15 protein-coding genes are annotated in these 17,771 nt (G+C 65.6%); 9 read left to right on the top strand and 6 right to left on the bottom strand.

Annotated elements, in window-relative coordinates; translation table 11 throughout:
- Nucleotides 1-62: 62 nt before the first annotated feature.
- Nucleotides 63-4,367, bottom strand: coding sequence for an ATP-dependent RNA helicase HrpA (hrpA, locus tag KVP70_RS09670; RefSeq protein WP_217941960.1), 4,305 nt, complete (start codon nucleotides 4,365-4,367; stop codon nucleotides 63-65).
- Nucleotides 4,368-4,422: 55 nt separating this feature from the next.
- Between hrpA and argA the strand changes: the two genes are divergently transcribed.
- Entirely contained in the window at nucleotides 4,423-5,733 is a 1,311-nt protein-coding gene (gene argA, locus KVP70_RS09675) for an amino-acid N-acetyltransferase (RefSeq protein ID WP_217941961.1), read from the top strand.
- A gap of 34 nt (nucleotides 5,734-5,767) precedes the next feature.
- Nucleotides 5,768-6,040: an oxidative damage protection protein gene (locus tag KVP70_RS09680; RefSeq protein WP_008451241.1), complete on the top strand. Its 273-nt coding sequence runs from the start codon at nucleotides 5,768-5,770 to the stop codon at nucleotides 6,038-6,040.
- 44 nt (nucleotides 6,041-6,084) lie between these two features.
- On the opposite strand, the gene KVP70_RS09685 is transcribed toward KVP70_RS09680, so the two are convergent.
- Nucleotides 6,085-6,447 carry a hypothetical protein gene (locus tag KVP70_RS09685; protein WP_217941962.1) on the bottom strand — a complete coding sequence of 121 codons (363 nt, stop codon included), beginning with the start codon at nucleotides 6,445-6,447 and terminating at the stop codon, nucleotides 6,085-6,087.
- Nucleotides 6,448-6,565: 118 nt separating this feature from the next.
- The gene (gene rpiA, locus KVP70_RS09690) at nucleotides 6,566-7,243 is read right to left on the bottom strand and encodes a ribose-5-phosphate isomerase RpiA (RefSeq protein WP_217941963.1); all 678 of its coding nucleotides are present in this window, start codon (nucleotides 7,241-7,243) and stop codon (nucleotides 6,566-6,568) included.
- Nucleotides 7,244-7,468: 225 nt separating this feature from the next.
- Here rpiA and KVP70_RS09695 point away from each other — a divergent pair, with 225 nt between their 5' ends.
- From KVP70_RS09695 to KVP70_RS09710, 4 genes are all read left to right on the top strand, one after another.
- Nucleotides 7,469-7,840 carry a response regulator gene (locus tag KVP70_RS09695; protein ID WP_217941964.1) on the top strand — a complete coding sequence of 124 codons (372 nt, stop codon included), beginning with the start codon at nucleotides 7,469-7,471 and terminating at the stop codon, nucleotides 7,838-7,840.
- 2 nt (nucleotides 7,841-7,842) lie between these two features.
- The gene (locus KVP70_RS09700; protein ID WP_217942170.1) at nucleotides 7,843-8,469 is read left to right on the top strand and encodes a chemotaxis protein CheC; all 627 of its coding nucleotides are present in this window, start codon (nucleotides 7,843-7,845) and stop codon (nucleotides 8,467-8,469) included.
- The gene (locus tag KVP70_RS09705; RefSeq protein ID WP_217941965.1) at nucleotides 8,466-9,440 is read left to right on the top strand and encodes a sensor domain-containing diguanylate cyclase; all 975 of its coding nucleotides are present in this window, start codon (nucleotides 8,466-8,468) and stop codon (nucleotides 9,438-9,440) included. The genes KVP70_RS09700 and KVP70_RS09705 overlap by 4 nt, the downstream gene beginning before the upstream one ends.
- A gap of 61 nt (nucleotides 9,441-9,501) precedes the next feature.
- Complete coding sequence (locus tag KVP70_RS09710; RefSeq protein ID WP_217941966.1) at nucleotides 9,502-9,930, top strand: VOC family protein; 429 nt, start codon at nucleotides 9,502-9,504, stop codon at nucleotides 9,928-9,930.
- Between the two features lie 100 nt (nucleotides 9,931-10,030).
- Here the strand turns inward: KVP70_RS09710 and KVP70_RS09715 are convergent, their stop codons facing one another.
- On the bottom strand, nucleotides 10,031-10,879 hold the full coding sequence (locus tag KVP70_RS09715) for a helix-turn-helix domain-containing protein (RefSeq protein ID WP_217941967.1): 849 nt from the start codon (nucleotides 10,877-10,879) through the stop codon (nucleotides 10,031-10,033).
- Nucleotides 10,880-10,972: 93 nt separating this feature from the next.
- Between KVP70_RS09715 and KVP70_RS09720 the strand changes: the two genes are divergently transcribed.
- Together KVP70_RS09720 and KVP70_RS09725 are read left to right on the top strand one after the other, a co-directional pair.
- Nucleotides 10,973-12,409 (top strand): cytochrome P450, encoded by a 1,437-nt coding sequence (locus KVP70_RS09720; RefSeq protein WP_217941968.1) that lies wholly within the window; start codon nucleotides 10,973-10,975, stop codon nucleotides 12,407-12,409.
- Nucleotides 12,410-12,600: 191 nt separating this feature from the next.
- Nucleotides 12,601-13,116: a hypothetical protein gene (locus KVP70_RS09725; protein ID WP_217941969.1), complete on the top strand. Its 516-nt coding sequence runs from the start codon at nucleotides 12,601-12,603 to the stop codon at nucleotides 13,114-13,116.
- A gap of 233 nt (nucleotides 13,117-13,349) precedes the next feature.
- On the opposite strand, the gene eda is transcribed toward KVP70_RS09725, so the two are convergent.
- Both eda and edd read right to left on the bottom strand, forming a co-directional pair.
- Nucleotides 13,350-13,973 (bottom strand): bifunctional 4-hydroxy-2-oxoglutarate aldolase/2-dehydro-3-deoxy-phosphogluconate aldolase, encoded by a 624-nt coding sequence (gene eda, locus KVP70_RS09730; protein WP_217941970.1) that lies wholly within the window; start codon nucleotides 13,971-13,973, stop codon nucleotides 13,350-13,352.
- Between the two features lie 3 nt (nucleotides 13,974-13,976).
- Nucleotides 13,977-15,899 (bottom strand): phosphogluconate dehydratase, encoded by a 1,923-nt coding sequence (gene edd, locus KVP70_RS09735; RefSeq protein ID WP_217941971.1) that lies wholly within the window; start codon nucleotides 15,897-15,899, stop codon nucleotides 13,977-13,979.
- A 220-nt stretch (nucleotides 15,900-16,119) separates the two neighbouring features.
- Between edd and pgi the strand changes: the two genes are divergently transcribed.
- Nucleotides 16,120-17,769, top strand: a complete 1,650-nt coding sequence (gene pgi / locus KVP70_RS09740) for a glucose-6-phosphate isomerase (protein ID WP_217941972.1) — start codon at nucleotides 16,120-16,122, stop codon at nucleotides 17,767-17,769.
- Nucleotides 17,770-17,771 lie beyond the last annotated feature (2 nt).

Raw genomic sequence — 17,771 nt, forward strand, 5'->3', positions numbered from 1 at the left:
TGCCATAAAGTCTACCCCGAAACCCACCCCAGCCTGCGTGCGCCAGCGCTCATAGCAGCCGATCAGCGCTGCATCGACTCCCATACTTTCAGCAGCCGCTTGGCCGATACCGGCATCGGCGTGCGCAGCTCCTGCGCGAACAGCGATACGCGCAACTCCTCCAGCATCCAGCGGAATTCCACCATCTTCGGATCGGTGTTCTTGCCGGCCGATTTGTCCTTGTTGGCGCGCTGGTACAACGTGGCCGCCTGCTGCCATTCGGCCATCAGCTTGGCGTCGCGCGCGGGATCGCCGCGCAGCTTCTCGATACGCACGTTCATCGCCTTCAGATAGCGTGGGAAATGCGACAGCTGGCTATACTCGTTCTCCGACAGGAAGCGCTTGTTGACCAATCCCTGCAACTGCGACTGCATGTCGGCCGCCGCCTGCGCGGGCAAGCCTTGCAGGCGCTTGGGCAGGCCATGGAACTCGGTCAGCACCTGCGACAGCAACCGCGCGATCTCGTTCACCAGCAGCACCAGGCGCGATTTGCCCTCGTCCTTGCGCTTGGCGAAACTGGCCGCATCGAGCGGCAACGGATCTTGCAGGCAGGCGATGTCCAAGGCCTTGTTGATGATCTGCTCGCGCAGCTCTTCCTGCGTGCCCATGCTCATGAACTGCATGCCCATCTGCTGCAAGCCGGGGATGCCTTTTTCGATGAACTTGATCTGATCCTTCATCTGCAAGGAGAACAGGCGGCGCAGGCCGATGCGGTGCGTGCGTGCGGCCACGGTCGGATCGTCGAACACTTCCAGGTCGCAGTGCGTGCCTTTGTCGACCAGCGCCGGGAAGCCGATCAGCGTCAGCTTGCCCTGGGCGATTTCCAGCAGCTCCGGCAGCTCGCCGAAGGTCCACGAGGTCAGGCCGGTCAGCGTGATGCCGCTGGCGGCCGTCGGCGCGGCGGCCGCAGGTGCGCCCTTGCCTTGCGCGGCAGGTGCGCCCGTTTTCGGCGATGCGGACGGCGCGGCGCTGCCACTGGTGCCCAGCGCGCGCATGCTGACGCCCTGCCCGCCCGACGACTCGGCCATCTTCTGGAAGCTCTCGCGCGCCTGCGTGCCGAATTCCGCCTGCAGCGTGGCCAGGTTGCGGCCCATCTCCAGCTGGCGTCCATGCTCGTCGATCACCTTGAAGTTCATGAAGTGGTGCGCCGCCAGCGTTTCCGGCTTGAAGTCGCTGGTCAGCACCGAGATCGTGATCTGTTTGCGGATGTCGGCGATGATCGCGTCTATCAGATCACCACGGCCGAACACACCCGCTTCATGCACGCGCTCGCAGAACTTGGCCGCGTAATCCGGCAGCGGCACGCAATGGCGACGCAGCTTTTGCGGCAGGGACTTGAGCAGCAGGTGCACCTTCTCCTTCAACATGCCCGGCACCAGCCACTCGCAACGCTCGCGCGGCAGCTGGTTCAAGGCGAACAGCGGCACCGCCATGGTCACGCCATCGCGCACGCTGCCTGGTTCGAAGTGATAGGTCAGCTGCATCTCCAGCCCCGTCACCGACATCATCTTCGGGAACAGGTCGGTGGTGACGCCGGCCGCTTCATGGCGCATCAATTCGTCGCGGTTCAGGTACAGCAGCTTGGGCTCGGCGAACGTCGCATCCTTGTGCCACTTCTCGAAACCTGCGCCGTTGACCACGTCGGCCGGTATCAGCTTGTCGTAGAAGGCGGCGATCAGTTCATCGTCCACCAGCACGTCGAGACGGCGCGACTTGTGCTCAAGGTTTTCGATCTCCTTGATCAGCTTATGGTTGTGCGCGAAGAACGGCGCACGCGTTTCGTAGTCGCCGCCAACCAGCGCATCGCGTATGAAGATCTCGCGCGCCTCGGTCGGATTGAACAAGCCGTAGTTGATGCGGCGCTGGCTGTACACCACCAGCCCGTACAAGGTGGCCCGCTCGGACGCGCTGACCTGCGCCGATTTCTTCTCCCAGCGCGGCTCGCCCCAGGATTTCTTCAGCAGGTGGCCGCCGACCTTCTCCAGCCACTCCGGCTGGATCTGCGCCACGCAACGCGCGTACAGGCGCGTGGTGTCGACCAGTTCGGCCGCCATGATCCACTTGCCCGGCTTCTTCAGCAGCGAGGAGCCCGGCCAGATATTGAACTTGATGCCGCGCGCGCCCAGGTAGCCGGCGCCCGGTTCGTCCTCGCCCTTGAAGCCGATGTTACCCAGCAGGCCAGTGAGCAGCGCCAGGTGCAGGTTCTCGTAGGTGGCCGGCGTTTCGTTGACGCGCCAGCCCTGCTCCTTGACGATGGTCAGCAGCTGCGAATGCACGTCGCGCCACTCGCGCAGCCGCAGCTGCGACAGGAAGTTGGTGCGGCAGTTGTCCATCAGCTGGCGATTGGTCTTCTTGTGCTCAATCGCGTTGTCGAACCACTTCCAGATCTTGAGATAGCTGAGGAACTCGGACTTCTCGTCGGCGAACTTCTTGTGTGCTTCGTCGGCGGCCTGCTGGTGTTCCATCGGACGGTCGCGCGGGTCCTGCACCGACAGCGCGGAGGCGATGATCAGCACTTCGTCCAGGCAGACGTTGTCCAGCGCGGCCAGGATCATGCGGCCCACGCGCGGGTCCAGCGGCAGCTTGGAGAGCTTGTTACCCAGAGGCGTCAGCTGGTTGTATTCGTCGACCGCGCCCAGCTCCTGCAGCAGCTGGTAGCCGTCGGCGATGGCGCGCGCCAGCGGCGGCTCGATGAACGGGAAGGTCTCGACGTCCGTCAGGTGCAGGGACTTCATGCGCAGGATGACCGAGGCCAGCGACGAGCGCAGGATTTCCGGCTCGGTGAACTTCGGCCGTTGCAGGAAGTCCTGCTCTTCGTACAGGCGGATGCAGACGCCGTCGGCCACGCGGCCGCAACGGCCGGCGCGCTGGTTGGCCGCCGACTGCGCGATCGGTTCGATCTGCAGTTGTTCGACCTTGTTGCGGTAGCTGTAGCGCTTCACGCGCGCCAGGCCGGCGTCGACCACGTAGCGGATGCCCGGCACGGTCAGCGAGGTTTCGGCGACGTTGGTGGCCAAGACGATGCGGCGCGCGTTGGTCAGCTTGAACACGCGCTCCTGCTCCTCGGCCGACAGGCGGGCGAACAGCGGCAGGATTTCCACGTGCGGCGGATGGTGCTTGCGCAGGGCTTCGGCGGCGTCGCGGATTTCGCGTTCGCCGGGCAGGAACACCAGCACGTCGCCGGAGCCGAGGCGCGACAGCTCGTCGACGCCGTCGATCACGGCGTCCATCAGGTCGCGCTTTTCGCGGGCGGCGGCGGTGCGCTGGCCTTTGCCTTCGGCGTTGGCCACGGCCGGATTGACGATGTCGCTCTCGATCGGGCGGTAGCGCACCTCCACCTTGTACAGGCGGCCGGAGACTTCGATCACCGGCGCCGGCTTCTCCGGCGTGCCGAAGTGGCGCGAGAAGCGGTCGGCGTCGATGGTCGCGGAGGTGATGATCACCTTCAGGTCCGGGCGGCGCGGCAGCAGCTGCTTCAGGTAGCCAAGCAGGAAGTCGATGTTCAGGCTGCGTTCGTGCGCTTCATCGATGATGATGGTGTCGTAGTTGCGCAGCAGCGGGTCGGTCTGCGTTTCGGCCAGCAGGATACCGTCGGTCATCAGCTTGACCGAGGCGCCCTTGGTCAACGTGTCGGCGAAGCGCACCTTGAAGCCCACCGTGACGCCCAGCGGCGTGCCCAGCTCCTGCGCGATGCGCTTGGCGGTGGACGAGGCGGCGATACGGCGCGGCTGCGTGTGGCCGATCAGGCCTTTCTGGCCGCGGCCCAGCTCCAGGCAGATCTTCGGCAGCTGGGTGGTCTTGCCGGAGCCGGTTTCGCCGCAGACGATGATGACCTGGCTGTTTTGCAGCGCTTCGGCGATCTCGTGGCGGCGGCCGGAGACCGGCAGGTCTTCAGGGTAGGTAATCGGCGGCAGCGGATTGCGGAACGCGCGTTCGGCGGCGCGGGCTGCCTGTTCTTCAGGCGTCAGGCGTGGCCGGGGCTCGCGCCGTGGCGGCGCAATCAGCCCGCCTTCGCCATCGGGCAGCGGCGCGCGCGGACCACCCCGCAAACCGGAGCCAGGGGTCTGACCCCGTACGGGGTCAGACCCCCTATCGGTGCGGGGTGCGCGTCCAGGCGGGCGCTGTGCCGGCGCGCCGCCCTCCGGGCGCGGGCCGCGCGGCTGGCCGGCCGGACGCGGTTCGCCGCTGCGCGGGCGCGCCTCCCCTTGCGGGCGTGGCTGGCCCTGCCCTGGCCGGGCGTTGGGCGCTTGCGGAGTGCGGGAGGGGGCGTTCTGCGTGCTGGCGGGCGTGCTGGACGCGCCTTTAGACTTGTTGCTGGCTTCTGACATTGTTTTTTACAAAGGTTTTGGCGCGGAAGTCGCGCACCGAATTATAATGCGGCTAATGGAAAACCCTACCCAATTCGTCCAATGGCTGCGCTCAGTCGCGCCGTACATCCACGCCTTCCGTGGCAAGACCTTCGTGGTCGCCTTCCCTGGTGAACTCGTCAGCGCCGGCGCGCTGCAAGTGCTGGCGCACGATTTGTCGTTGCTGCACGCGCTCGACATCAACGTCACCGTGGTCTACGGCTCGCGCCCGCAGGTGGCCGAACAGCTGGCCCTGCGTAACGTCGAAGGCCGCTTCCACAACGGCCTGCGCATCACCGACATCGCCGCCATGGAGTGCGCCAAGGAGGCCGCCGGCGAGCTGCGCCTCGATATCGAGGCCGCCTTCAGCCAGGGGCTGCCCAACACGCCGATGTCGCACGCGGCCATCCGTATCATTTCCGGCAACTTCATCACCGCCCGTCCGCTGGGCGTGATCGACGGCGTCGACCTCGAGCTGACCGGCATCACCCGCAAGGTCGACGCCGAGACCATCCACTCCATCCTCGGCTCGGACGGCCTGGTGCTGCTGTCGCCGCTGGGCTTCTCGCCCACCGGCGAGGCCTTCAACCTGACCATGGAAGACGTGGCGTGCAGCACCGCCATCGCCCTGCACGCCGACAAGCTGATCTTCATCACCGAAACGCCGATGATGACCGACGCCGGCGGCACCGAGATCCACGAACTGTCCTCGCACCAGGCCGAGGCCGTGCTGCAGGCCGGCTTCCTGCCGGACGCCACCGCCTTCTACCTGAAGCACTGCGTCAAGGCCTGCGACAACGGCGTCGAGCGCTCGCACATCGTGCCGTTCGCGATGGACGGCTCGGCCCTGCTGGAACTGTTCACCCACGATGGCGTGGGCACCATGATCGCGCACGAGAACCTGGAGTCGCTGCGCCAGGCCACCATCGAGGACGTCGGCGGCATCATCAAGTTGATCGAGCCGCTCGAGGCGGACGGCACGCTGGTCAAGCGCGGCCGCGAGCTGATCGAGCGCGAGATCGACTACTTCTCCGTCATCGACCACGATGGCGTGATCTTCGGCTGTGCCGCGCTGTACCCGTTCCCGGAACAGAAGATGGCGGAGATGGCTTGCCTGACCGTCAACCCGGAAGTCCAGGCCCAGGGCGACGGCGAGCGCATCCTCAAGCACATGGAAAACCGCGCGCGCGCCATCGGCGTGCAAAAACTGTTCGTGCTGACCACCCGCACCTCGCACTGGTTCCAGAAGCGCGGCTTCGTGCCGGCCACCGTGGACGCCCTGCCGAAGGACCGCCAGCGCATGTATAACTGGCAGCGCAAATCCCAGGTTTTGATTAAGACCTTATAATCTCGTTTTACCTACCGCTTTAGGAGCAACACAGATGGCCCGCACCGTTCAATGCATCAAACTCAACAAGGAAGCCGAGGGCTTGGACTTTCCACCATATCCGGGTGAACTGGGTAAGAAGATCTATGAATCGGTTTCCAAGGAAGCCTGGGCGGCCTGGCTGAAGCACCAGACCATGCTGGTCAACGAAAACCGTTTGAACCTGGCCGACCAGCGCGCCCGCAAATACCTGGCCACGCAGATGGAGAAACACTTCTTCGGCGACGGCGCCGACGCCGCCATGGGCTACGTGCCGCCAACCGAATAAGGTTGTCGGAAGCGCCGGCGGCGCCCGCCGCCGGCGTGCAAGAATTACATCGCTTTACACTGCTTCAGTTCGCACTTCGCCATGAAAACTTTGCCATTTTCGCAAGTCATGCGATAGATCTCGACCGGTCCCGGTTCGCTCACCAATCCCGCGCCCCAGCCGCCCGTGCAGCCCTGCTGCTTGGCCAGGCTCTCCACCGTCGCCGACGAGACGCCGGCGCGGAACGGCACTTTCTGGATTTCGACGCCGTCCACATAGCCCAGCGGCGTGCCGTCGTCGGCCGTGGTGCGCGGCGCCGGCTTGCGCGGCGCGGGTTGCGTGTCGGCCGACTTGCCCAGCGTTGGCATCCAGGAACAGGCGCTCAGCAGCGACGTGCAGCACAACAGCAATACCAGCGATCGTTTCATAGGGGTGGCTCTCAGTGTGATTGATGGCGGCTCAACCCCGCAACCATGCCCGGCGGAGCCCGCTCCGCCACATAGGGGTCAGACCCCGCGGGGTCTGACCCCGGCATGCGCCGGGGGGTTAGAACTTCAGGGTCTTGACGCCGTCCGCCATGCCCAGCAGGCAGACGTTGGCGCCGCGCGCGGCGAACAGGCCGACCGCGATCACGCCGACGATCTGGTTGACCTGCTGTTCCAGCGCCACCGGATCGGCGATCGCCAGGCCGGCCACGTCGATGATCATGCCGCCGTTGTCGGTGATGAAAGCCTCTTCGGTGCCCGGCTTCAGGCGCAGCTTGGGCGTGCCGCCCAGCATGGCCAGCGCACGGGTGACGGAGGCGCGCGCCATCGGCAGCACTTCCACCGGCAGCGGGAACTTGCCCATCACCTCGACCAGCTTGGAGCCGTCGGCGATGCAGACGAACTGCTTCGACACCGAGGCGACGATCTTCTCGCGCGTCAGCGCCGCGCCGCCGCCCTTGATCATGGCGCCGGCATTGGTGATCTCGTCGGCGCCGTCGATGTAGACGGCGATTTCCGGCACGTCGTTCAAGTCGTACACTTCGATGCCGTGGCCGCGCAGGCGGGCCGCGGTCGCTTCGGACGAGGCCACCGCGCCCTTGATGCGGTGCTTGATCTTGGCCAGTTCATCGATGAAGAAGTTGGCGGTCGAGCCGGTGCCGACGCCGATGATTTCGTTTTCCACCACGTATTCGATGGCGGCGCGGGCTACGGCTTGTTTCAGTTCGTTTTGGGTCATGAGGTGTCTATCAAAGAGAGGGGAATTTAATTCCGCTATTTTAACGGATCGCCCCTGTCCGCCACCGTTTTCGGCTAAAAATTGCGCTCAGACAACACCGAGCCGGCGCCGGTGTCGCAGACTGGCACAAGCGCTGCGGCCACGCAACGATGGTTGCCAGCGACGGCGCGGGATATGCGAGAATGGTCATCACGCAGGTCCAATATTGATCGCCGGGGATGACACATGACGCCTACCAAAACAGTCTTGATAGTCGATGACAGCCGCGTCTCGCGCCTGATGGCGCGCCAGTACATCGCCGGCCTGCATGCCGACTGGATCGTCGAGGAGGCGGGCACCGGCGAGGAGTCGCTGGAGAAGGCGCGCGCCACGCCGCCGGACCTGATCCTGATGGACGTCAACATGCCCGGCATGGGCGGCATCGCCGCCGCCGAGCTGCTGCGCCAGCAATTCCCCACGATACCGATCTCGCTGCTGACGGCCAATGTGCAATCCGCCACCCGCGAACGGGCCACCCAGCTCGGCATCGGCTTCATGGAAAAGCCGATCACCGAAGCGCGCATCGCGCAGCTGCTGGCCACGCTGGAAGCGGTGTGACCATGTTCGCCCTGTCCGAACTGGAAAACGACGCGCTGATCGAGATCTTCAACATCGGCGTCGGCCAGGCGGCGGCCTCGATGAGCGCCATCGTCAACGAGGCGGTGCGCATGTCGGTGCCGTCGGTGAGCTTCATCAACCGCGCCGAGGCCGCGCGCCTGCTCGACGGCAGGTCGCCCGAGGCCGGGGCCATCTGCGGCGTCAGCCAGCACTACGAGGGCGCCTTCGCCACCGAGGCCATCCTCATGTTCCCCGAGGATAAGAGCCTGGAGATCGTGCGCCTGATGGTGGGTGAGGCGGTGCCGCTCAAGGAGCTGACCGAGATGGAGCAGGAAGCCATGTGCGAGATCGGCAACATCATCCTCAACTCCTGCGTCGGCACCCTGGCCAACATCTTCCAGCGCGAGCTGCACGGCTCGCTGCCGCAATACCACATCGGCACCAGCGATGAAATCCTGATCGCCTCCGGCAGCCAGCCCGACACCGTGGTGCTGATGCTGCACATCGACTTCCTGCTGGAAAAGCACCAGATCCACGGCTACGTCGCCTTCGTGCTCGACATCTCGGCGCTGCACGACCTCAAGGAACAGATCAACCTCTACATCGCCCGCGCCATGGGCCAGGCATGATGAGTCCGTTGACCGAAGCACACCGCCTCCACCTGCTGCACAGCGTGCTGTGCGCGGTGAACCTGGGCGCCATCGTGCTCGACAACGAACGCCGCATCGTGCTGTGGAACTCGTGGATGATCAAGTATTCCGGCCTCGGCCACGACAAGGTGATTGGCGCCGATTTCTTCACCGTCTGCCCCGGCCTGCGCGGCGGACGGGTCGAGGCGGCGATCCAGCAGGCGCTGTACAACAATTTCCCCTCGCTGCTGTCGCAAACGCTCAACAAGGCGCCGTTCGCGCTGCACGCCGGCCCGGTGGCGGCCGCCCGCAACGAGCGCATCCAGCAGGCAGTGGAGATCACGCCGATCGCGGTCGAGGGCGCGGCGCGCCACTGCCTGATCCAGATCAACGACGTCAGCATCGCGGTCGCCCGCGAGAAGCTGCTGCGCGAGCAGGCCATGGTGCTGCGCTCGCAAACCTTCGCCGACGGCCTGACCGGCATCGCCAACCGCCGCCACTTCGACGTGGCGATGGAAAAGGAGCACCGGCGCGCCAAGCGCGGCGGCACGCCGCTGTCGCTGCTGATGATCGACATCGACCACTTCAAGGCCTACAACGACCACTACGGCCACCAGAAGGGCGACCAGTGCCTGATCCAGGTGGCGGCCGCGCTGGCGGCCATGCTCAAGCGTCCGTGCGACCTGATGGCGCGCTACGGCGGCGAGGAGTTCGCCATGATCCTGCCCGAGACCGACGTCGAGCAGGCCACCGTGATGGCCGAGGCGATCCGCGCCCGCGCCCAGGAGCTGGCCATCCCGCACGAGCGCAACGGCGGCGACACGCGGCTGGTGACGATCAGCATCGGCATCGCCACGCAAAAGGTCGAGGCGGCGGTGGAGATCGAAGCGCTGATCGGCGCCGCCGACCGCGCGCTCTACCTGGCCAAGCGCAACGGCCGCAACCGCACCGAAGCCTTGCTGCCGGCCTGATATCCGGCGCGGCCGGCTCGCGCCAGACCCTGTACGATAACCCTTTTGTTGGAGGCGCGCCATGACGCAGCTGGCCCCGAACCGTTCGATCCAGCAAGTGATGGTGATTCCCGTGCTGCACTACCAGGACGTGGCGGTGGCGGCGCAATGGCTGTGCGAGGCGTTCGGCTTCAGCGAGCGGCTGCGCATCGGCGAGCACCGCATCCAGCTCGACATCGCCGGCGGCGCCGGCGCGGTGGTGGTGGCGCAGCGGCCGGCGCCGGCGCCGGCCTGCCCCCATCCCTGCCACTCGATCATGGTGCGCATCACCGACATCGACCAGCATTACAAGCGCGCCATGGCGGCCAAGGCGCGTTCGCTCAGTCCGCCGACCGGCTATCCCTTCGGCGAGCGGCAGTATTCGGTGGCCGATCCGGGCGGCCACGTGTGGACCTTCACCCAGACCATCGCCGACGTTGATCCGGCCGCCTGGGGCGGCACCCTGCTTTAACACCGGGGTCAGGTCTGACATTCGGACACGAGCTCTGCCGTATTGCAGCTTACGGCAGAGCTCGTGTCCGAATGTCAGACCTGACCCCGGTGTTACTGCTCTAAGTCCAGATGCGGTAGATCCAGTAGCTTTCGTCTTCGGATTGCATGATGCGCGCCAGTTCGTGCGGGCTGTGGCCGGTGATCTCGCGCGCCTCGCGGCACAGGTGCGACTGGTCGGAATAGCCGCCGCGCGCGGCCACGTCGGACCACACCACCCGCCCCGCCAGGAACTCGTCGCGGGCGTCGAAGAACGATTGCTCGGCGCGCTGCAGGCGCAGCAGCTTGCGCATCGGCTGGCCGGCGCGCGCCTTGATGTGGCGCTCGATGCTGCGCACGCCCCGGCCCAGCGCGGTGTCGGCCACCTGCCACGCCAGATGGCGCACCCAGTCGCCCGCCGTCGCGGCGGGGCCGCCGGGACGCGCGGCCTGCCAGCGCGGCGTCAGGAAGGCTTCCAGCACCGCCAGCCGGGCGGTGTCGTCGGCCGCTTCCAGCAGCTGCCCGGACATCGCCGCCCACTCCGGCCCCAGCACCCGCCCGGCATCGTCCCAGCGGTTGACCCAGGCCGGCACGTCGATGCCGCTCAGCGCATGCATGGCCTGCGGATAAAACATCACCATCAGGATGCGCACCGGCCCCGGATTGTAGGTGGCCATCGGCCGCGTCTGCGGGCCGACGAACACGGCGCGCACCTCGGTCTTCGGTATCCCCGGCGGCTGCACCACCTCGGCCTCGCCCTCGATGAACCAGGTGATCGAACAATGCGGCGTGGCGGGGAAATGATTGAAGCGCTCGGCCGGGTCGGTCAGCGGCGCTTCCACCGTGCTGCGCGTGATGTAGGCGCGCACGCAGGAAGCCAGCGCGAAAGGCGGCACGATCAGTCGCGTCAGGGAAGGTTCGGTGATAGACATTTGTAAAGTTTATACCAAAGCTGTCGCAAACGTTCAATACAGCGCCGGCGGCGGCACGGCATAGTGATGCTATCGTCACTCAAGGAAGCCGCCATGGAACACACGATCACCGCCCCTGCCGCCCACACCCTGCGCACCGTCGAGAGCCTGCCCGGCCCGCGCCCCTGGCCGCTGGCGGGCAACCTGCCCAATATGGATCTGCAGCACATCCACCGCAGCGTCGAGCAGTGGAGCAAGCGCTACGGCCCGATGTTCAAGATCACCCTGGGCCGCACGCCGATGCTGGTGCTGGCCGGACATGAGCTGGTCAACGCCGCGCTGCGCGACCGCCCGGACGGCTTCCGCCGCCCGTCCATCACGGCCGAGGTGTCGAAGGAGATCGGCGGCCGCCCCGGCCTGTTCCTGGCCGAAGGCGCGACCTGGCGCAACCAGCGCCGCATGGTGATGACGGCGCTGGCGCCGCACGCGGTGAAGGCCTACTTCCCTTCGCTGGTGAAGGTCGGCCTGCGGCTGCAACAACGCTGGCGGCAGGCGGCGCGCGAGGACAGCGCGATCGACCTGACCGAAGACCTGAAACGCTTCAGCATCGACGTCATCGCCGGCCTGGCCTTCGGCACCGACGTCAACACCATCGACGGCGGCGAGGACGTGATCCAGCGCCACATGGACGCCATCCTGCCGGAGATCTCGCGCCGTTCGTTTGCCTTGTTCCCCTACTGGCGCTACGTCAAGCTGGCGCGCGACCACCGCCTCGATGAATGCGTGCGTGAGCTGGACAAGGCGGTCGATGAACTGGTCGCCACTGCGCGCGCCCGACTGGCGGCCGAGCCGCAGCGGCGCGAGCGTCCCGCCAACCTGCTGGAAGCGATGATCTGCGCGGCCGACGAAGGCGACAGCGGCGTCGACGACGTCGCCGTGACGGGCAACGTCACCACGCTGCTGCTGGCCGGCGAGGACACCACCAGCAACACGCTGGCGTGGATGCTGTACCTGCTGCAGCAGAACCCGGCCGCGCTGCGCAAGGCGCGCGAGGAAGTGCTGCGCATCGCGCCCGCCACGGCCGCCTTCACCATCGAGCAGATGGATGCGCTGGACTACCTGGACGCCTGCGCCCAGGAAGCCATGCGTTTGAAACCGGTGGCTCCCTTCCTGCCGCTGGAGGCCCTGCGCGACAGCGTGATCGGCGACGTGCAGATCCCCAGGGGCGGCCTGGTATGGTGCGTGATGCGGCACGACAGCGTCAGCGACAGCCACGTGCCGCAGGCCGACCAGTTCGACCCCGACCGCTGGCTGATCAAAGGCGACGGCGCGATGGACAAGCATGTGTCGATGCCGTTCGGCTCCGGCGTGCGCACCTGCCCCGGGCGCTATCTGGCGCTGCTGGAAATCAAGCTGGCCGGCGCCATGCTGCTCAACAGCTTCGACATCGCCTCGCTCGACACGGTGGACGGCAAGGAGCCGGAGGAGCTGATGGCGTTTACGATGTCGCCGGTCGGCCTGCGCATGCATCTGCGCGACCGCGTCGTCTAAGGCGCGGCTGGCAGTCTCCGGCTTCACGGCCGCCACGCTGATCGTCGCGGCCTTCTCCGGCGGCCTGTATGACGCAGCGGTGCCGGCGAAGTACCTCGCCACGTTCCAGTAGCGCAGGCGGGGATTGGTGTATTGGGTGGCCAAGCGTATATACTTCGGCGCTGTAGGCCCAGTCACCAATAAGGAAGTTTATGAAGATGCTGTCTCGCGTTGACGCGAACGTCGCTGCCGAAATCAATCGGCAGTTTCCGCAATTGAAGCAAATCAGGGAGCTGGACTCGGATGGCGGCATGGAGCGCCTGGCCGTTTCCGTGTTTGACCACTGGCTCGACGACGAGAGCGAATGGCATCTGCTGGACTGTTTCGAAGGCCAGGAGCGCGTACTGCGCAACAAGAAGTTCGAGCAGCACTGGGCGGCGCTGTTCGACCTGACGCCGGTCTACACGCTGCGCTACCGCGGCCGCTGGCCGGCCAAGGCCAACGTGGTACTGAAGCGCTACACCGACCGCGAAGGCTTCCTGCGCCAGTCGCGCTTCAACGACTACGGCGTGCCGTCGCAGTTCATCATCCTGCCGGAACTGGGCTGCATCTACGCGGCTGGCTGGGACGACACCAATATCCTGTATTTCAAAAACAAGGAAGAGGCCGCACCGGTGCTGGAACTGGCTACAAAAGCAGGTCTGTTCTGCCTAAATCCAAATCGCTGACGAATATGCACATGGGGTGCGCCTCCGCTCTCCTTGTAGCAAAGCCCCGATTTTCTCTTCGATTTTCTTCGATTTTTTCAAGCATTGGGCTGTTTCCGAATTTGCCGGGCCAAATATGGGAAAGCCGAAAAAAATAGGGGAGAAAATAGGACGTTGGCTACAAGGACCGTGCAGGTAGCACCGCATATGCGGCTTACTCAGTAAAACGGCGCCCTCGGCGCCGTTGTTCCATCTTACCGCAGGCCGCTGGCCGCCTTGGCCAGGTCCGTGATGCGATCCCAATCACCAGCGGCGATGGCGTCCTTCGGCGTCAACCACGAGCCGCCCACGCAGGCCACGTTCTTCAGCGCCAAGAACTGCGACGCGGTCTCTTGCGAGATGCCGCCGGTCGGGCAGAACATCACGTCCGGCAGCGGACCGCCGATCGCGTTTAACATGCCGATGCCGCCCGCCGGCACCGCAGGGAACAGCTTCAACTGGCGGAAGCCATGCTCGCGCGCCGCCATCACTTCCGACGGCGTCATCACGCCCGGCAGCAGCGGCAGGCCGCTGCTCTTGGCGGCGGCGATCAGCGCCGACGTCAAGCCCGGCGACACGCCGAACACCGCACCCGCATCGCGCGCGGCGGCGAATTCTTCCGGCTGCGTCAAGGTGCCGACGCCGACGATGGCGCCTTCCACTTCCGACATGGCCCTGATCGCGGCCAGGCCGTGCTTGGTGCGCAGCGTCACTTCCAGCACGCGGATGCCGCCGGCCACCAGCGCGCGCGCCAGCGGTACCGCATGTTCAGGTTCGTCTATCGCGATCACTGGGATCACGGCCGAGGTACGCATAATGTCGAGCAGAGTCATGGTCATGATTTACGCATCTTTCTTCATCGAGTAATCTTCATCGGAACCGGGCACGGTGTTGCCAACCGGGTCTTTGTCATGCAGGCCTACCGTGGTAGGGATGGGCGACGGCAGCCCGAAGGTGGTCGCGCCCTTCTCCGCTTCGCACACGCTGTTGCGGAACATGGCGAACAGCTCGCGGCCCATACCGACGCCGTTCGGCGTCAAATCGGCCGTGGCCAGCGAACGCGAATGCCACACGCCCGATTCAACCAGCGCCTCCAGCGTGCCGGTGCGGGCGCAGACGCGGATGATGTCGCCATCACGCACCAGGCCCAGCGGACCGCCGGCCAGAATTTCCGGCGACACGTGGATCGCCGCCGGCACCTTGCCCGACGCGCCGGACATGCGGCCGTCGGTGACCAGCGCCACGTGGCGGCCGGCGTCCTGCAGGTTGGCCAGCGCCGGTGTCAGCGCGTGCAGTTCCGGCATGCCGTTGGCGCGCGGACCCTGGAAGCGCAGCACGGCGACGAAGTCGCGATCCAGCTTGCCGGCCTTGTAGGCGTCCATGAAATCTTCCTGCGAGTTGAACACCAGCGCCGGCGCTTCCACCGTCTGATGCTCGGGCTTGACGGCCGATACCTTCATCACGGCGCGGCCCAGGTTGCCCTGTACCAGCACGGTGCCGCCGTCCGGCGAGAACGGCGCGCTGATCTTGCGCAGCACCGCTTCGTCGCCCGACTCGGTCGGCGAGTCCTTCCAGACCACGCCCTGGCCACCCTCGCCCAGGAACGGCTCGGCGCAGTGCGCGCGCAGGCCCTTGCCCAGGATGGTGGTGACGTCGTCGTGCAGCAGGCCGCCATCGAGCAGTTCGCGGATGACGAAGCCGGTGCCGCCGGCGGCGTGGAAGTGGTTCACGTCGGCGTTGCCGTTCGGGTAGATGCGCGTCAGCAGCGGCACCACTTTCGACAGCTCGTCGAAGTCGTTCCAGTCGATGACGATGCCGGCCGCCTTGGCGATGGCCACCAGGTGCAGCGTGTGGTTGGTCGAGCCGCCGGTGGTCAGCAGCGCGACGACGGCATTGACGATGCACTTCTCGTCGACCACATGGCCGACCGGCAGGTATTCCTGCGACTGCGCGGTGATGACGGCGGCGCGCTTGGCGGCAGCCTTGGTCAGCTCGTCGCGCAGCGGCGTGTTCGGGGTGATGAAGGCGGCGCCCGGCAGGTGCAGGCCCATCACTTCCATCAGCATCTGGTTGCTGTTGGCGGTGCCGTAGAAGGTGCAGGTGCCGGCGCTGTGATACGACTGCGATTCGCCTTCCAGTAGCTCGGCGCGGCCGACCTTGCCCTGCGCGTACAGCTGGCGGATCTTGGCTTTTTCGGAGTTCGACAGGCCGGTGGTCATCGGGCCGGCCGGCACGAACACCGCAGGCAAATGACCGAAGTGCAACGCGCCGATCAGCAGGCCGGGTACAATCTTGTCGCACACGCCGAGGTAGACGGCGGAGTCGAACATATTGTGCGACAGCGCGATGGCGGTCGCCATGGCGATGGCGTCGCGCGAGAACAGCGACAGTTCCATGCCTGGCTGGCCCTGGGTGACGCCGTCGCACATGGCGGGTGTGCCGCCGGCGTACTGGGCGACCGCGCCGACTTCGCGCACGGCGTCCTTGATCAGCGCCGGGAAGCCTTCGAACGGCTGGTGGGCCGACAGCATGTCGTTGTAGGCCGAGACGATCGCCACCGATGGCTTCTTGAGCTCCTTCAGCGACAGCTTGTCGTTGGCGGGGAAGGCGGCAAAGCCGTGGGCCAGGTTGGTGCAGGCCAGCGCGCCGCGCTGGACGCCTTTGACGCGGGCGGCCTCAAGATGGGCCAGATAAGCGCCGCGCGATGGCTTGCTGCGCTGGATAATGCGTGCGGTGACGGTTTCTAGGACTGGATGCAACGCCATGATCGTTCCTTATGAATGAATTCCGTGAAATTTTACTACAAAATTCAGAATTCAAGCTACTTTTATTATCCCGTCGCGTAGCCAGTTGGATGAAAATAACAGCTACACCCCAAGCGCACGCCCTTCGCGACACAGTTTTCAAGGAACCGTAGTGAATTTACCTGATTTTCCTGTATCATTCACGCATCCCCTCCCTCAGCCTTAACGACGCCACTCAATTATGCGCCAGCCAGCACTGACCTCCACTTCCGGCTTTCTAGCCCTCGAATCCCACGCCGCCGCCGCGAAACACTGGCAATTGCGCGAGCTGTTCGCCGCCGACGCGCAACGCTTCCCCAAATTGACGGTGGACGCGGCCGGCCTGTTCCTCGATTATTCGAAGAACCGCCTGGACGCCAACACCATCGGCCTGCTGCTGGACCTGGCCCGCGAACGCGGCGTGGAGCGTCAGCGCGACGCCATGCTGAGTGGTGAGAAGATCAATCTTACCGAACATCGCGCGGTGCTGCACACGGCGCTGCGTATGCCGCGCGGCAAGGCGCTGACCGTCGACGGCCAGGACATTGCCCACGACGTGCACGCGGTGCTGGACCACATGCGCGACTTCACCGACCGCGTGCGCAGCGGCGCCTGGCTGGGCCACACCGGCAAGCCGATCACCGACGTCGTCAACATCGGCATCGGCGGCTCGGACCTGGGCCCGAAGATGGCCGTGCTGGCATTGCGCTCGTATGCGCATCCGCGCCTGAAGATGCACTTCGTCTCCAACGTCGACGGCCATGACATGGACGCCGCGCTGGCACAGGTTAATCCCGAGACCACGCTGTTCATCATCGCCTCCAAGACCTTCGTCACCGCCGAGACCATGCTCAACGCCGGCACCGCCCGCACCTGGTTCCTGCGATCGGCCAAGGAAGAAGACCTGGCACGCCACTTCGTCGCCGTCTCCACCAACACCGAGGCGGTGAAAGCCTTCGGCATCGATCCGGCCAATATGTTCCCGTTCTGGGACTGGGTCGGCGGCCGATACTCGGTATGGTCGGCGATCGGCCTGGCGGTGGCGCTGGCGGTGGGCTTCGGCTACTTCAGCGACTTCCTGGCCGGCGCGCACGCGATGGACGAACACTACCGCGAAGCGCCGCTGGAACAGAACATGCCGGTGCTGCTGGCGATGGTCGGCTTCTGGAACCGCCAGTTCCTGAACGCCTCCTCACTGTCGATCGCGCCGTACCACCAGGACCTGAGCCGCTTCCCGGCCTACCTGCAACAGCTGGACATGGAGAGCAACGGCAAGCGCGTCACGCGCGGCGGCGCCGAAGTCGATACGCCGACCTGCCCGGTGGTGTGGGGCGAGTGCGGCACCAATGCGCAACACGCCTACTTCCAGCTGCTGCACCAGGGCACCGACATCACGCCGATCGACTTCATCGCCGCGCTGCGCGCCACGCATGATCTGCCGGGACATCACGATTCACTGCTGGCCAACTGCTTCGCGCAATCGGAAGCCTTCATGACCGGCAAGACCGCCGCCGAAGTGCGCGCCGACCTAACCGCGCAAAAACTGAGCGAGGCCGAAATCGATGAACTGGTGCCGCACAAGACCTTCCCCGGCAACCGTCCGTCGAACACCATCCTGATGGACCAGCTGACGCCGTCCACCCTGGGCGCGCTGATCGCGCTGTACGAGCACAAGACCTTTGTGCAGGGCGTGATCTGGGACGTCAACAGCTTCGACCAGTGGGGCGTGGAGCTGGGCAAGGTCCTGGCCAAGAACATCCACGCGGAGCTGACCGGCGACGTCAAGCCGGAACGCCACGACAGTTCCACCAATGGCCTGATCGTCATGGCCAAAGCCGCACAACACCTTTAAGA

Origin of the sequence: Duganella violaceipulchra, assembly GCF_019166075.1 — a bacterium.
In the GTDB taxonomy this organism is placed as follows: Bacteria; Pseudomonadota; Gammaproteobacteria; order Burkholderiales; family Burkholderiaceae_D; genus Rugamonas; species Rugamonas violaceipulchra.

Excerpts from the sequence above, each read along its gene's own strand:
- hrpA (WP_217941960.1), bottom strand. The coding sequence starts at position 4,367 with ATGTCAGAAGCCAGCAACAAGTCTAAAGGCGCGTCCAGCACGCCCGCC.
- argA (WP_217941961.1), top strand. The coding sequence starts at position 4,423 with ATGGAAAACCCTACCCAATTCGTCCAATGGCTGCGCTCAGTCGCGCCG.
- KVP70_RS09680 (WP_008451241.1), top strand. The coding sequence starts at position 5,768 with ATGGCCCGCACCGTTCAATGCATCAAACTCAACAAGGAAGCCGAGGGC.
- KVP70_RS09685 (WP_217941962.1), bottom strand. The coding sequence starts at position 6,447 with ATGAAACGATCGCTGGTATTGCTGTTGTGCTGCACGTCGCTGCTGAGC.
- rpiA (WP_217941963.1), bottom strand. The coding sequence starts at position 7,243 with ATGACCCAAAACGAACTGAAACAAGCCGTAGCCCGCGCCGCCATCGAA.
- KVP70_RS09695 (WP_217941964.1), top strand. The coding sequence starts at position 7,469 with ATGACGCCTACCAAAACAGTCTTGATAGTCGATGACAGCCGCGTCTCG.
- KVP70_RS09700 (WP_217942170.1), top strand. The coding sequence starts at position 7,843 with ATGTTCGCCCTGTCCGAACTGGAAAACGACGCGCTGATCGAGATCTTC.
- KVP70_RS09705 (WP_217941965.1), top strand. The coding sequence starts at position 8,466 with ATGATGAGTCCGTTGACCGAAGCACACCGCCTCCACCTGCTGCACAGC.
- KVP70_RS09710 (WP_217941966.1), top strand. The coding sequence starts at position 9,502 with ATGACGCAGCTGGCCCCGAACCGTTCGATCCAGCAAGTGATGGTGATT.
- KVP70_RS09715 (WP_217941967.1), bottom strand. The coding sequence starts at position 10,879 with ATGTCTATCACCGAACCTTCCCTGACGCGACTGATCGTGCCGCCTTTC.
- KVP70_RS09720 (WP_217941968.1), top strand. The coding sequence starts at position 10,973 with ATGGAACACACGATCACCGCCCCTGCCGCCCACACCCTGCGCACCGTC.
- KVP70_RS09725 (WP_217941969.1), top strand. The coding sequence starts at position 12,601 with ATGAAGATGCTGTCTCGCGTTGACGCGAACGTCGCTGCCGAAATCAAT.
- eda (WP_217941970.1), bottom strand. The coding sequence starts at position 13,973 with ATGACCATGACTCTGCTCGACATTATGCGTACCTCGGCCGTGATCCCA.
- edd (WP_217941971.1), bottom strand. The coding sequence starts at position 15,899 with ATGGCGTTGCATCCAGTCCTAGAAACCGTCACCGCACGCATTATCCAG.
- pgi (WP_217941972.1), top strand. The coding sequence starts at position 16,120 with ATGCGCCAGCCAGCACTGACCTCCACTTCCGGCTTTCTAGCCCTCGAA.